The following is a 15,205-nucleotide window of genomic DNA, read 5'->3' as shown; positions in this document are numbered from 1 at the left end:
AAAATAGGTACCAACGGTACCTATTTTTTTCAGCGCTGAGTTAGCTTATTCAGCAGACTTATCATCTGTCTTTTTTGGTTTTTTCTTTGTTGCTGTTTTCTTTACCGCTGGTTTTTTAGCTGCTTTCTTTTTCGGCTTAGGGATATCTTCTACCCACTTGCCCTCAATATATTTAGCAGTCCAACCAGTTGCTTTAGGCTTACCTTCCTCAGTAGCAATCTCTGTCATTACGTACTGCTCTTTCGTTTTACGGCTGTAACGTACTACCGACAAATTCCCTTCGTTATCTTTTGCTGGTGCATCAGCTAAGTAATAGAATTTTTCTGATATACGGTCTCTAAAACGTTGTAGCTCAGCAACCTTAGGTGCTCGTGTTTCACGAGAACGTGGAAAAGTGTGTGCCGCTAAAAAGATACCCGCTGCGCCATCACGTAGAACAAAGTGTGCTTCAGATTTTTCACACTCAAGTTCAGGCAGTTGCACAGGGTCTTCTTTTGGCGGCGCGGCTTCACCACTCGCTAATAACTTACGGGTATTTTTACATTCTTCATTAGTACAATCAAAATACTTGCCAAAACGGCCAGACTTCAATTCCATTGGCTCTTCACAACGGTCACAATCTAAAATAGGTCCATCATAACCTTTAATTTTAAACTCGCCCTTTTCAACTTCAATGCCATCACATACGGGGTTATTACCACAGACATGTAATTTTCGCGTTTCGTCAATAAGGTAGCTGTCCATTGCGGTGCCACATTTATCACAACGACGCATAGCCATAAGCGCTTCAGTTTCAGCATCTTCAGCTAAAACACTTTCAGCTTCTTCACCCGCCGTTAAGTTCATCGTTTTTGTACAACGTTCTTTTGGTGGTAGCGCATAACCAGAGCAACCTAAGAACACACCAGTTTGAGCCGTTCGAATGCCCATTTTACGATTACAGGTAGGACAATCTATATCAGTTAATACCGGTTCATTGGTTTGCATACCACCATCTTCAGATGGTTGGTCAGCTTTTGATAATTGTTTGGTAAAGTTTTTATAAAACTCATCTAAGACACCTTTCCAATCAGCAGTACCACCTGCTATTTCATCAAGCTCTTGTTCCATATTCGAGGTGAATTCATAGCTCATTAATTTTTCAAAGCTACCAGATAAACTGTTAGTAACAATTTCACCCATTTTTTCAGCGTAAAAACGTTTTTTGTCTAACCGAACATAACCGCGATCTTGAATCGTTGAAATAATTGACGCATACGTTGAAGGTCTACCGATAGAGCGTTTTTCTAACTCTTTTACCAATGATGCTTCACCGAAACGTGCTGGCGGCTTAGTAAAGTGCTGGGTGGGTTCAATATTATCTAACGTTAATACTTCGCCAACTTGCAAGTCAGGTAAATGTGTATCATCGCCTTTACTCAGCTGTGGATGAACAATTGTCCAACCATCAAACTGCATCACTCGGCCTTTAGCTTTTAAATCAAAGCTAGCAGCACTAATAGTTAATGTGCTGACTGTATAACGAGCAGCGGTCATTTGACAGGCAACAAACTGACGCCAAATTAGTTCATAAAGTCTCTTAGCATCGGGTTCAATACCCTCAAGAAATGCCGCTTCAAGTTTAACGTTTGATGGGCGTATTGCCTCATGCGCCTCTTGAGCACCGGCTTTAGAGCCATAAACTTTTGCATTTTCAGGTAAATAGTTTTCGCCAAAGCTATCAGCAATGTAATTGCGACACATTTCTACCGCATCTTTACTTAGATTGGTTGAATCAGTACGCATATAAGTTATATGACCCGCTTCATACAAACGCTGAGCTAAGCCCATAGTACGTTTAACGCCGTAGCCTAATTTAGTACTAGCTGCTTGCTGTAATGTAGAGGTAATGAACGGTGCAGACGGTGTACTTTTTGATGGCTTATCTTCACGTTTACTCACAGCATAATCTGCTGGTTTCAAAATCGCTAAAGCCGCATTCGTCTGTTTTTCATTAGTCGGCTTAAATGGTTTTCCATTTTCATGGGTAACATCAAGCGCGAGTACTTCACCTGTTGATGCGTGAGTATCCGCAGCAATTTCCCAAAACTCTTTTGGGTCAAATGCTTTGATTTCACGCTCTTTTTCAACAACTAATTTTACTGCAACAGATTGAACACGTCCTGCAGATAAACCACGGGCTACTTTTTTCCACAATAATGGGCTGACCATAAAGCCAACGACACGATCGAGAAAACGTCTTGCTTGCTGAGCATTAACACCCGGCATACTTAATTCACCTGGCGTAGAGAACGCTTGTTGAATTGACGTTTCAGTTATTTCATTAAAAACTACACGACGGAATTTTTCATCGTCTCCACCAATAATTTCTTTTAAATGCCAGGCAATCGCTTCTCCCTCGCGATCCAAATCGGTTGCGAGATAGATGATGTCGGCTTTCTCTGCTAACTTTTGAAGTTCTGCAACAACTTTTTCTTTACCTGGTAGTATTTGATAATTGGCTGCCCAATTTTTATCGGGGTCAATGCCCATACGATTAACCAACGCTTGTTTATCACGCTTGGCTTTGTATTTAGCTTTTGCTGCCGGTTCCATTTTACGTACTTCAGCCGGAGACTTAGCCGCAACTTTTTTACCGGTGCTACTATGGGGAAGATCACGTACGTGACCAACACTCGACTTTACAATAAAGTCATTACCTAGATATTTATTAATTGTTTTCGCTTTGGCTGGCGACTCGACAATAACTAGTGATTTTGCCATAAAAATTTATAATCCTTCGATAAAGACAAATTATTTTTGTCTTTTTATTCAAACGCTAATTTAGTCAACAAAGTGCGAGCGTACTTGTTATGACCTTGCTAGCGATAAAAAAAATATTTTATTTAAAATTATTTTTTGCATAACTATTTATAGGTATATCTATAAATATGCAAACTGACAAGTAATAATTTTACTTCTCAGTGAATGCTATTCACCCTGTTACTGGTTTTAGCTATAATAGGCATAATTGATATCACTGTGCGCTTAGTCACATTTTGCCTACATTTAGCGGCAATCATAATCGACTTTACGATAAAACATAAGAGCATAATGTTAAAAAACTTTAAATAATGAAAGTATGGGGCTCACATTCCTCAATCGATCACCCCTATAAATAATCTAATAGAGAGCTCAAATGACACCAATAACATCAACATTTTATAACAAACTCAGCAATTGCCTGTGTCCTCCTGGCAATGGCGTATTTACTGTAAATACCGCTAAAGAGCGTAAGGAGCAATTACATAAAACAATTTTCGGACAAGCCATCGGAGTTGAAGATTTATGGAAAACATCATTAAATCAACTACCAGAGGCATCTAAAGCGGTTATTTTAGGTATAGCGTCAGATTGTGGCGGTGGAATTTTACGTGGCGCGAATTGGGGACCATTATTTTTACGCGCGACTTTATTAGAGCAGTATCCGGAGTTAACCGCTTTTGATTTAGGTGATGTACGTGTTATCCCACACTTATTATCTGATAAATATTTAAATGAAGCGACGATAGCTAACTGTAAAAAAGCTTTATACCAAGATGAACATAGTGATTATCCTATTAGTCCATTAAGTATTACTGAAGACGTTTTACATGACTTCTACGCTGAATTCCCTGAAAAAGGTATTTTTGGCATTGGTGGCGATCATAGTGTCAGTTACCCGTTAACTAAAGCCTACTTACAAGCTAAAAAGCAACAAGGTAAACGCGCGGCAATAATACATTTTGATGCACATACCGATTTATTAGTAGAACGCTTGGGTATTGATTTATGTTTTGGCTCTTGGTGTACCCACATTTTAGATGACCTACATGAAAAGCATCACCTAATTCAAGTAGGCATTCGCTCTAGCGGTAGACCACAAAGTCATTGGGAGGATACCTTTGGTGTTAGACAACATTGGGCAAAAGATATTAAAGCCCATGGTATCAGTCAAACAGTAGATAACATTCTTAGCCAATTAGAAGGTGGAAATATTGATGAACTTTATGTCAGTTTTGATATAGACGCTATTGATGATAGTTTTGCCTGTGCTACAGGTACTCCTGAGCCGGATGGATTAATGCCCGATGATGCCATGGACATATTACGTGCCTTAGCGGCTAAGTACCCAATTACGGGTGCTGACATGATGGAGATAGCCCCTTTTACTGATAGTTGTGGTCAAGGTGTCGCAGGACAAGAAAAGACCTTAAAAGTAGGGGCTGATATTTCAGCGTTTTTACTTAAAGAAATGGCCAAGTAGTTTAATCTTTAGTTACTTGATTATTATTAATCATCCTGTATAGATACTTATTTAGTTCAGAAATTATCAGATATAAAAAAGGCTCCTAAGGAGCCTTTTTTTTGCATTTAATAGTAAAGATTAACTGGTTGTTATACTAATGATAGCAACCGTATACGAGGTAGCTACACCTAAAGGCGTTGTTACAGTAACCACAAGTGGTCCACTGATATTTTTGTCTTTAACACCTTCAACTGTTACAGAAAAACTACTACCACCATTAAAGCTTGTACTAGGCCATGTGTATGAACTTATCCCCTTGACAGATCCAACAGCAGCATCAAAACTAACTATTGTTCCTGCAGGCATAGGTTGATTATGGAAATCAGCAATAGTGACTGACGCTGCAGCAGTACCATCTTGAACTATGTTAATACTTGCACCATCGGTAGGATAATTAGTAACAAACCTTGGATTACTTCCAGACATTACCAATACTAAAGAGCCTCTAACATTAATTGACTTTTTAGTAGAGCAATTATCTGCATCACCACATAATGACCCGTTGTATTGGTTATCTTCTAAATCAAAATCGCTACTTGAGTTAAAGTCATCGAATTTCTCTTGTTGACCACCTACTTCACCACCGGCTCTTTCACCATCAGCAGCGGAAGGATCAGGGTTATAAATACCATCTTCATTATAATCAACAAAAGATTCGGTTAAATCATAAGGAGTACCATTAACATCAAGTCCTGCATTGCCATTATTTCCTAAAAATGCATCTTTCTCACTATTGTCATAAAGACCATTACCATTAAAGTCTGGGAATGATTCTTCACCAATAGCCGTTGCTGAAATAGTCGCTCTGCCACCATATTTTTGCGCCATAAAGTTGGAAGTTTGTGGTGAAGCACTATTAATTCTAGAAGCAAACGTTGTACCATCAGCAAGTCCCAATTCAGCGACTGTCGAGCTGCTTCCTGCCCCATTAGTTATTTTCATATCGAGACGAGTCGGTGATTCAAGCAATAAATAACTATTTCCTGCATAGATAAACTCTGAAGCAACTACAGATGAATTTATAAGATCCAAATTAACTTTGTCCACAATAGCGCTGGGACTATCGAAAATTGTACTTAAAGTCACAGTATCCGTACCAGCACTAGTTTCAACGGTGAATTCAATATCGTTACTACTAAAATCTTTACCTGCATAGATAATTTTCAGTACACTGGTTCCTACAAAAAAAGTAGCCTCACCATCACTAATACCTAATTCAGCAGACGTTGTACTACTGGCACCTTGATCAGCGAGTAAAATACCGATGTCTGTAGGTGTTGTTAGCTTAAGATAACTTTTACCATTTTCAGAAAACTCAGACGCAACGACAGAAGTATTTATTAAAGCTGCATTAACAGCTGAGACGATAGCTGACGTAGTACTGTAATTTTCGTCTAAGGTTACCGTATCGACCATAACTTCTGGGACGGCAACCGTCCCTTCATCGGTTGTGACAGTAAACTCGATATCATTTCCCAAAGAAAAGTCCTTACCATCACGAATACTATTAATACGATTTAATCCTAAAACTTGAGTAGCATCATTATAATAAGTAGTACCGTTAGCTATACCTAAAACATCCAGCGTAGTAACTGATCCAATAGAGGTATCTGCAATAGTGATATCTAAACCATCAGTTGAGATCAATTCAAACACATTTTCAAAACCAGATACGGCTTTAACACCTGAATTAACAAGTAAAGCATTGATTGAAGCGAGTAAATCAGCTTTAGATTCGAAATTTGTACTTAACGAAATATTATTATCAACTCCATCCGTCGTTGTTATCGAAAAGGTAATTTCTTTATCTCTAAAATCAAAACCTTTACTGATATCAGCAACACTTTTAATCAATGTAGGGCCATCATTAACTTCGCCTAATTCTTGCCCTTCTGGTCGAACATTTTGACTAGTCCAAATAACAGAACATACTCCTTTAGTGGTAACACAAGAATCTTCTATTGCCCCACCTTCAGTAGTAAAGGCAACAGCCGTACCATCAGGCGCAGGGTTATTAAATGCATCTGCTAACCTTGCCGTTATGGTGACTTCTGTACCATCTACATTCCAAGCTTCTGGATTAAATACATCGGCAGACAAACTAAAACTATCTTGGTCTGGGATGCCCGTTGAAATAACTAGAAGATTAGATTGTGTGAATATTGCTGTACCTACAGGGAATTCAAACTCAGCTCTAACTCGAACACTAGCATGCACTGTGCCTGAATTAACTACGGTTTGAACCAAACCATTACTATCAGTTTCTGCTGATGACGGACTCAAAACAATGCCGCCAACTTCAGTATTCAATGAAAAGTTAACAGTCTCATTAGCTACAACATTGCCATTGGTATCTCTCACTCTAAATACTACTGTCGAACTTTCAGTACCACCAACACCTTTTAAGCTAATAAGTTCGGGTGTTGCCGAAACAAATTCAATGCTACCAGAGTCTGCTGAGTTGATTGTTACTGTCCCTGTAGCAGATAAAACCGTTCCTCCTGCATTTGCTGTTGCAGTAACAAGATCATCTCCTTCACAACCTTGTGATAAATAAGTACTTTGAGCAACACCTGCGATGGTTGCTACTGGGGAGTCAATAATTGCGGTAGGTGTCGATAGGCCACTACAACCTGATGAGAAGGTAACTTCCACTGTTTCAGTAGTAAATAAAGTAGCTGGGGTTGTTGATATATCCCAAATGCTAACAGATAAACCTGCTGTAGCACCTGCTGATATTGAGGTAGCGGGAACATCTATCATGCCATTAGGTACACCCGCAACAAGAGCAGAGCCTATACCTAACGATGAAGCTCCAATTGAGAAAACTAAATCCTCTGATTCACCTGTTGCTAATTCTGCAGTCACAGTACCTGCACCAAGAGAATTACCAGCTAAAAGATCAACTACGGCAATATAACCACTTCCTGTTGTAGCGATTGCTGTTGAAATAGGAATACTACCGATGTCGGTGTTAAAAGTAACAATTACAGCTTTATTTACCCCTGTAACTGTTGCTGTAATTTTACCAGAAGATATACTACTTATTTGCTCAACCACATCACCATTAGTATCAGTTAACACCAAACTAATATTAACGCCTGTGCCAACACTATCACCTAGTGTAAAGAAACCTTGAGTAACCACATCACCCGCATTTGATCTAGCAGTTAAAACACCTGCACCTTCGACGGTACCTGCAGAGAGTGTGATCGTTGCATCACCAGTACTATTAGTAAGTACTGTGCCTATAATAGGATCAAGAACACCTAACGTGGAGGTAAAGGTCACCACTTCATTTGCTAAATCAGTGCCATCCGCTTGTTCAAAATGAATACTGATAGTTGCTGGGTTTGCATTAGAAATAGACGTACTGTTGGTAAAACTAGTAATAGTTAAAGTATCACCACCCAGCTCAGAACCATCACCTTCAGTAAAGAAGCCTTGAGTAACCACATCTCCAGCATTCGAACTAGCAGTCAAAACACCTGCACCTTCGACTGTACCAGCAGAGAGTGTAATCGTTGCATCACCTGTACTGTTAGTAAGTACTGTACCTGTCTTAGGATCAAGCACACCTAACGTGGAGGTAAAGGTGATCACTTCATTTGATAAATCAGTGCCATCAGCTTGTTCAAAATGAATACTGATAGTTGCTGGGTTTGCATTAGAAATAGATGTACTATTAGTAAAACTAGTGATAGTTAAGGTATCACCACCCAGCTCAGAGCCATCACCTTCAGAAAAGAAACCTTGAGTAACCACATCACCGTCATTCGAGCTAGCAGTTAAAATACCCGCACCTTCAACTGTACCTGCAGAAAGTGTAATCCTTGCATCACCTGTGCTATTGGTGAGTGCTGTTCCCGTAGCAGGATCAAACACACCTAAAGTTGAGGTAAAACTAATCACCTTATTATTTAAGTCTGTGCCATCAGATTCTTCGAAATGAATTGTTACTATCGCAGGAGTCGCATTGGAGATTGAAGTATTATTAGTAAAACTTGAGATAGTTAGTACATTACCCGATACTACTGAACCGTCTCCGTCTCCGTCTCCGTCACTATCAAAGCTAATATTATCAGTCGCACCATCGTAGCTGGCGATAACATTAACAGAGCCTTTTACGTCTGTTACTTTTACATCGATACTGGCAAGACCATTGGCATCTGTTGTTGCAGTACCAGCTATAGGATCTAGTTTGGCAGAGCCTTCAACTGCTAAGGCAAAGGTTACCGTTTTATTGACTACGGCACTTCCATTATCAAGTACAGTAGCAATAACAGTTACATTATTTGCGGCTGATAAATCACCATCGGATTTTATCACTGTTAAAGTGACACCCTCTGGGCTTCCACCATCATTACCACCGGTTAGATCACCACCATCTCCACCACCACATGCTACAAGTGTCATCATAGACATCAATAACATGGTAAAACTAAAACGTCGAATTAGCTGCATAAAGGGATCCCAAATTTCATTTTTTAAATATACTTAATAACTCATATTAACTGATAAATAACAAAAAGGTACTGCTTATTAAAAAAAAATTACAAACACTTACCAAGTTCAGCTGTTTTTACTTATAACTACTCTAACAAACTCAAAATAAAGTAGTTTTTAATCTAGGCAATTATTGCTAACCTTAACGCTGAACTTGGATGTGTAATATATGTATAATAATTACAACTTAACTTACCACTTAGCTGAAGTAACATAGACCTATGACAATTGATAAAACAACGTCCCCTACGCCAAATAAAACCAGTTTAACCAGCCGTATTGTTATCGGTATGGTTGCCGGTATTTTATTAGGTACATTTTTTCAGTGGCTGATGCCTAATGGCTCAGACAAAGTTATCAACCTCTATTTATTTGAGCTTTCTTTAAAAGGCTTCTTTGTAGATGGCATATTAGAAGTCATAGGCCAAGTTTTTATGGCCAGCTTACGTATGTTGGTTGTACCCTTAGTTTTTGTATCTCTAGTTTGCGGAGTCTGTTCATTAAAAGACACTAGCAAGCTTGGCCGTATCGGTGGCAAAGCTGTCGCTTTATACCTTGCTACTACAGCCATCGCGATTAGCTTCGCCATATTTATTGCTTTGATTATTGCTCCTGGTGAAGGGGTAAACATGGTCGCTAACAGTAGTTTTTCTGGTAGAGAGGCACCTTCTTTAGCACAAGTCATTATTCAAATGTTCCCAACGAATCCTTTTGAATCATTCGCTCAAGGAAATATGCTACAAGTAATCGTTTTTGCATTACTCTTTGGTATTGCTATTGCGCTTTCAGGGAAAGCTGGTGAGCGTATTGCTTCATTCTTCGAAGACCTAAGTGAAGTTATCATGCGTTTGGTAACTATTTTAATGAATATTGCTCCTTATGGCGTATTTGCATTATTGGCAACGTTATTTACCACAGTTTCACTAACTACCTTCGGTAATTTAATTGAATATTTCTTAGTGGTATTCTTTGTTCTTATTATTCATGCGTTAGTTACTTACCCTGTTATTTTAAAATTACTTACTGGTTTAAACCCATTAATCTTTTTAAAGAAAATGCGCGATGCTACTATTTTTGCTTTCTCTACAGCGAGCTCCAATGCCACCATCCCTGTCACTCTAGAAACAGCAACGAAAAAAATGGGTGTTAAAAACTCTATTGCTTCATTTACTGTACCACTAGGTGCCACTATTAATATGGATGGCACAGCAATTATGCAAGGTGTTGCGACTGTATTTATAGCCCAGGTATTTACTCAAGATTTAACGCTAGCCGACTACTTAACCGTTGTTCTAACCGCTACCCTCGCCTCTATAGGTACCGCAGGTGTTCCTGGTGTTGGCTTAATTATGCTAGCAATGGTACTAGAGCAAGTAGGTTTACCTGTTGAAGGTATTGCACTTATTATTGGTGTTGATAGATTACTAGATATGACACGTACCGCTGTTAATGTTACCGGTGATAGTATGGTGAGTATTGTAGTTGCCAAGAGTGAAGATCAATTTGACAATGAAATGTATCTAGATCCACAAGCGGGTCATAACATTGAAGAGATCGACTTTAAACACCTAAAAGACAATTAGGCCCAACAGAACAGTTAACGATTTCTGAACAAAAAAAAGCCTTGCGGAGTAAACTCAGCAAGGCTTTTTCAATGTGTCTATTATGTGTATTAACTCGGTTAGTGGTATTAACTAACCAACTATTACCCCGGGAAAATACTATTACGTTGTAATAACTTTCCTAAAAAGCTTTCCGCTGATAGAGAAGCGGCTTTAGAGAACTTTTCAGCCAAGCCTTTTTTCACTTCATACTTAATAGCAACGACTTTATGGCTTTTACTCTTACCTTGTAAGTAATCATCACTGGTTTGAATGCTATCTACTAGACCTAGCTCCAAGGCGGTTGTACCAAACCAATGTTCACCCGTTGCTACTTTTACCATATCTAAAGTCGGTCTACGTTCACTTACAAAGTTTTTAAATAAGACGTGCGTTTCTTCTAATTCTTCGATGAACTTTTCTTTACCCTTTTCGGTATTCTCACCGAACATAGTTACTGTGCGTTTAAATTCACCTGCAGTAAATTGTTCAAAATCAATATCATGCTTTTTCAATAACTTATTAAAGTTCGGTACTTGAGCAATCACACCAATAGAGCCTAAAATGGCAAAAGGTGCTGATATAATATTGTTTGCTACACAAGCCATCATATAACCACCACTAGCAGCGACTTTATCTACTGATACTGTTAGAGGAATATTATGCTGACGAATACGGTCAAGTTGTGACGAAGCTAAACCATAACCATGCACCATACCACCGCCACTCTCTAAGCGAACAAAAACTTCATCTTCAGGTTTCGCTACTGAAAGTATCGCTGTAACTTCTTCACGTAAAGAGCTGACTTCTTTAGCATCAATACTACCGTTAAAATCAACCACGAAAACATGCGCTTTGTTAGGCTCTTTTGCGCTTTCATCACCTGATTTAGCCAATTTTGCATTTGCCTTGTCGGCTTTAGCTTTTAGTTTTTCTTGTTTTTTGTCGGCTTTTTCTTTTTCTTTAAATTCTTCTTTACTCAATAACGCATGAATAATATCTTCTTCAGTCTCGATAAACTGTTCCGATAAGTCGGTGATATCAAGCTCACCTTTTTTGTGATGTTGTTTAGTAGCAGCACCTGCAATGGCAATAATAATGGCAATAACAGCCAAAACAAAAGTAATAGCTTTCGCTAAAAACAAACCGTATTCGTATAAAAATTCCAAGGTAACTCCTGAGGATATATTGGTAAATATAGGGATAAAATAATTGCCGTAATTCTACACTATTTTTATGTCTTGAAAACCATTGATAAAATAGTGTAAAAAACAGGCAAAAAAAAGCCCTCAAAAGAGGGCTTTTTTAAAACAGGTTTATAATGAAACGTTATTGAACAATAGCTTCATCTGTTACTGAAATCTGATGCCCCATACTCAAAATAAAGCTAACTAACTGACTTTGCATTTGTTGCGTCGCTCTTGCTGTCATTTCTGCATCTGGAGCTACTCCTGGAATAGCCATAGGTGTTAACACTGAACCATGGTGACCAAAAAGATAACGAACAGCGCCAGACACAGGTATTTCCGCGTCATATGTTGTGGTTGAAATGCTAGGTAGATTTAACAAAGCAATAGCCGGCTCTGTACCACCCATCGGTGTGTTTGGTGTCGTATTAATTACCACTTGGTCTGGCAAATTGTCACTGCCATTACCAATCACTTCCGTTAACATTATAGGTGTACTAGTCGCCGCTAAATCAGTTACATAGCTAATAGGATCACCTGAGTCTGTAACCGTTTGTGCCGCAAAAGTAAACTGAGCAAAAACCCCATTCAGCTCGGCTTGCTCTTCGATAGATAGACTATCGTAAAATGCTTCATAAGTTGCTGTTAATTGGTCTTGAGTAAAACCATTTGGAAATGTCATATCAACAAAGGCTTTGAAGTCATCTGAGCTTTTATAGACAAGATTAGACTTAACCAAACTACCAAAAGCAGGTGATTCCATACCAAAGTTAGCTAACATTAAGCCAGGTACAGATAGCGAAGCAGTATTTATCTTAAATAGTCCATCAACTTGCGGGGCTAATTCAGTGTTAGCCATAGCATTAATGCTTATGCCCATTATGCCACCTAAAGAGATACCAAAATAATGCACATTGCTTTGATCTAACATTAAATCAAGCGGGTCACCATTAACATCAGCCGCCCCCATAAAATTCAATCCAAAACGTAAACCTAAAGTATCAGCTATGGTTTGGCGAAAGTTATCTCGAGCGGTTAATAAGCTAGCTAAGTTAATGTAATGGAGCGTAGTGTCGCTACCATTAATATCATCATTGCCATCGCCATCTAAGTCAAAACCACGAGAACCATGTAATGGTGCGTCTATAGCCACCGTAGCAATACCATAAATAGATAACGCGCCTGTTACTGATAACATTTGCTCTTTATAACCAGATAATCCATGTTGTAGAATAACAATAGGCCAGCCGGCATCGGGTTTAACTAAAGGAGGTAACGGATTCGCCATGCCAGCACGAACTGCGTTAGCTATAGCTAAGTTTGGCGTGGTCATTTGTATGTCTATAGGCATCATAGCCCGTGGTGCTGGCACAGGGTTAAATTTAGTGATATTACGCTCGGTATCAATACCTAAATCACGCAGACCTGGAGCAGGTAATCCTTGCGCTTGTGATATAGCCATACAAGTAGCGTCATTACTATCAGGTACTGGTTCCACTGGAATGGCAGCAGGGTTCGTCGCGGCAAGTCCGGCTAACATAGCGCCTGAGTCACATAACGCTTTCCACCAATCATTTGTTGGGGCAAGCGGGTTTTCAGCACTAGGTATTGCTAAGTAATAAGGAAGCGTTATAGAACCTGTCATATAATTAGCAGCGCTATATACAGGGATGAGTTGATCTGGAATTTTCCCCGTTAATATATCAGCAGCAGACATTCCTGTATCTGTAATTGCTATAGTTGGCATTTGGCCTCTTGCTAAATTGGCGGCCATTAACCCTTTAATAGCATTCAGAGAGTCTGTAGTAGATTGAGTGGTCATCGCCATAGTATAAATAAGGCTATCACTATCAGCACCGGCGGCAACAATAGCACTTTCGTAACTGTTAATTACGCCTTGGAGCATTAACTGACTTTCAGTAGCTAATGGCTTAGTCGTTATATCTTGTCGAACAAGATCATAGGTAATGGAAGCAGCTATCGCTTTACCATCACTATCTTGGATATTATTAGTTAAAGCAACAATGTAAGTTGTTTTACCTTCGAGAGGCTTGAGTGGAGCAATAACAATACCTTTGCTAGAAGCTTGTGCAACAAAATCAACCCCAAAAGTTAATTCATTAACCACTTTACAAGCTGCGCCGCGAGGTACAGCTTCACAACCTATATCTTGACCCATTAGTGTTTCAAAAATACGTACTGAAGCCGGATTCATTACTGATACAGCATCTAGTGTTGTATCTTGTGGTAAATCGACATTAAGAACAAAAGGATTACTAACCGACCAACCGTCAAGTGCACTCATTGCAACAGCTGGGTCACTCCCATCATTTGGATCTTCCATTGGTAGTGCAAGCGTACCATCTTGTGTTCCTGAAAATAATAAGTCATTAGGGATAGATAAACGTGGTGTAGCTGCACCGGGATCAAAAACGACTCGTGCAAGGGAGGTAACAGCAGTACCATTATCTGCGACTTCTTTTTTTACATCTTCGATAGTTTCGCTATCACAAGCACTTAAACCAAGTGCGCTAATAATCGCAAGACTGAGAGCTAGCTTTTTCATGTTAAATTCCCCAATGCCGTAATATTTATTATGTGTTTTTTATGTTATTTTTATTTTATCAGTCAAACCAAAATTCAAACTATTGTTTGAATAACTAGTATGACCAGTTAAAGTTACCCCAAGATGTCACAAGGTTCCAGTGATTTTTTACTTTTTTGTTCTATTTAGTAACCAAAATAAACTTTTTGCTCGTCAATGAAAATACCAACGCGTAGAATAGCCAAGTAATTTCCTCACTCACAGCAATAAGATCCCAAGATGTATAATTATTCAATAAAAGATGCTTGTTTAACCAACAAAACTATTCTAGTAACGGGCGCTGGTGCTGGTATTGGCCGCACTGCCGCTTTAACTTATGCGCAACTTGGTGCTACCGTCATTCTATTAGGTAAAACGGTAAGTAAACTTGAAGCTGTGTATGATGAAATTGTTGCTTTAGGCAAAGCAGAGCCCGCGATTATCCCCCTTGATTTAAAAGGTGCGACTAAACAAAACTATATTGATATGTCTTCGACAATTGTCAGTCAATTCGGAAAACTTGATGGTGTATTACTTAATGCCTCTATTTTAGGCGAACTAACACCGTTCACTCAAATGCATGAGCAAGTATTTAATGATGTAATGAAAGTCAACGTAACCGCACAATGTTTATTAGCTCAAACATTAATACCGACGTTATTATTAGCACCTAATGCTTCCTTAATATTTACTTCGTCAGGTGTTGGTAGCCAAGGTAGAGCTTACTGGGGCCAATATAGCATCTCTAAATTTGCCACAGAAGGCATGATGCAGGTTATTGCAGATGAATATGAAGAATCAAATTTACGTACTAACGCGATTAATCCTGGCGCTACCAATACCAATATGCGTTCGTGTGCCTTCCCTGCTGAAGATAAAGACGAACTTGCTACACCAGAAGATATCATGCCTCTATATGTCTATTTAATGTCTGATGATAGCCTAGAAGTAAATGGTCAAACCTTAAAAGCTCAATAGAAGCCAATTTGATACACCTGAA

7 protein-coding genes are annotated in these 15,205 nt (G+C 39.0%); 3 read left to right on the top strand and 4 right to left on the bottom strand.

Annotated elements, in window-relative coordinates; genetic code table 11:
• Nucleotides 1-45 precede the first annotated feature (45 nt).
• Nucleotides 46-2,763, bottom strand: a complete 2,718-nt coding sequence (gene topA / locus CXF85_RS01595) for a type I DNA topoisomerase (protein WP_101226766.1) — start codon at nt 2,761-2,763, stop codon at nt 46-48.
• Between the two features lie 415 nt (nt 2,764-3,178).
• On the opposite strand from topA, the gene CXF85_RS01590 reads away from it, so the two are divergent.
• Nucleotides 3,179-4,285 carry an arginase family protein gene (locus CXF85_RS01590; RefSeq protein WP_101226765.1) on the top strand — a complete coding sequence of 369 codons (1,107 nt, stop codon included), beginning with the start codon at nt 3,179-3,181 and terminating at the stop codon, nt 4,283-4,285.
• Nucleotides 4,286-4,405: 120 nt separating this feature from the next.
• Here the strand turns inward: CXF85_RS01590 and CXF85_RS23035 are convergent, their stop codons facing one another.
• Nucleotides 4,406-8,791, bottom strand: a complete 4,386-nt coding sequence (locus CXF85_RS23035; protein WP_101226764.1) for a beta strand repeat-containing protein — start codon at nt 8,789-8,791, stop codon at nt 4,406-4,408.
• A 263-nt stretch (nt 8,792-9,054) separates the two neighbouring features.
• On the opposite strand from CXF85_RS23035, the gene CXF85_RS01580 reads away from it, so the two are divergent.
• A complete protein-coding gene (locus tag CXF85_RS01580) occupies nt 9,055-10,416 on the top strand; it encodes a dicarboxylate/amino acid:cation symporter (protein WP_101226763.1) in 1,362 nt (453 codons plus the stop codon).
• Nucleotides 10,417-10,538: 122 nt separating this feature from the next.
• On the opposite strand, the gene sohB is transcribed toward CXF85_RS01580, so the two are convergent.
• Both sohB and CXF85_RS01570 read right to left on the bottom strand, forming a co-directional pair.
• Nucleotides 10,539-11,603 (bottom strand): protease SohB, encoded by a 1,065-nt coding sequence (sohB, locus tag CXF85_RS01575; RefSeq protein ID WP_101226762.1) that lies wholly within the window; start codon nt 11,601-11,603, stop codon nt 10,539-10,541.
• 160 nt (nt 11,604-11,763) lie between these two features.
• Nucleotides 11,764-14,187, bottom strand: coding sequence for a VolA/Pla-1 family phospholipase (locus CXF85_RS01570; RefSeq protein ID WP_101226761.1), 2,424 nt, complete (start codon nt 14,185-14,187; stop codon nt 11,764-11,766).
• 258 nt (nt 14,188-14,445) lie between these two features.
• Between CXF85_RS01570 and CXF85_RS01565 the strand changes: the two genes are divergently transcribed.
• Nucleotides 14,446-15,183, top strand: a complete 738-nt coding sequence (locus tag CXF85_RS01565) for a YciK family oxidoreductase (protein WP_101226760.1) — start codon at nt 14,446-14,448, stop codon at nt 15,181-15,183.
• The last annotated feature ends 22 nt before the right edge of the window (nt 15,184-15,205 follow it).

The sequence above is a fragment of the Colwellia sp. 75C3 genome, from assembly GCF_002836255.1.
In the GTDB taxonomy this organism is placed as follows: domain Bacteria; phylum Pseudomonadota; class Gammaproteobacteria; order Enterobacterales; family Alteromonadaceae; genus Colwellia.
This window is presented reverse-complemented; position numbering and strand designations above follow the sequence as displayed.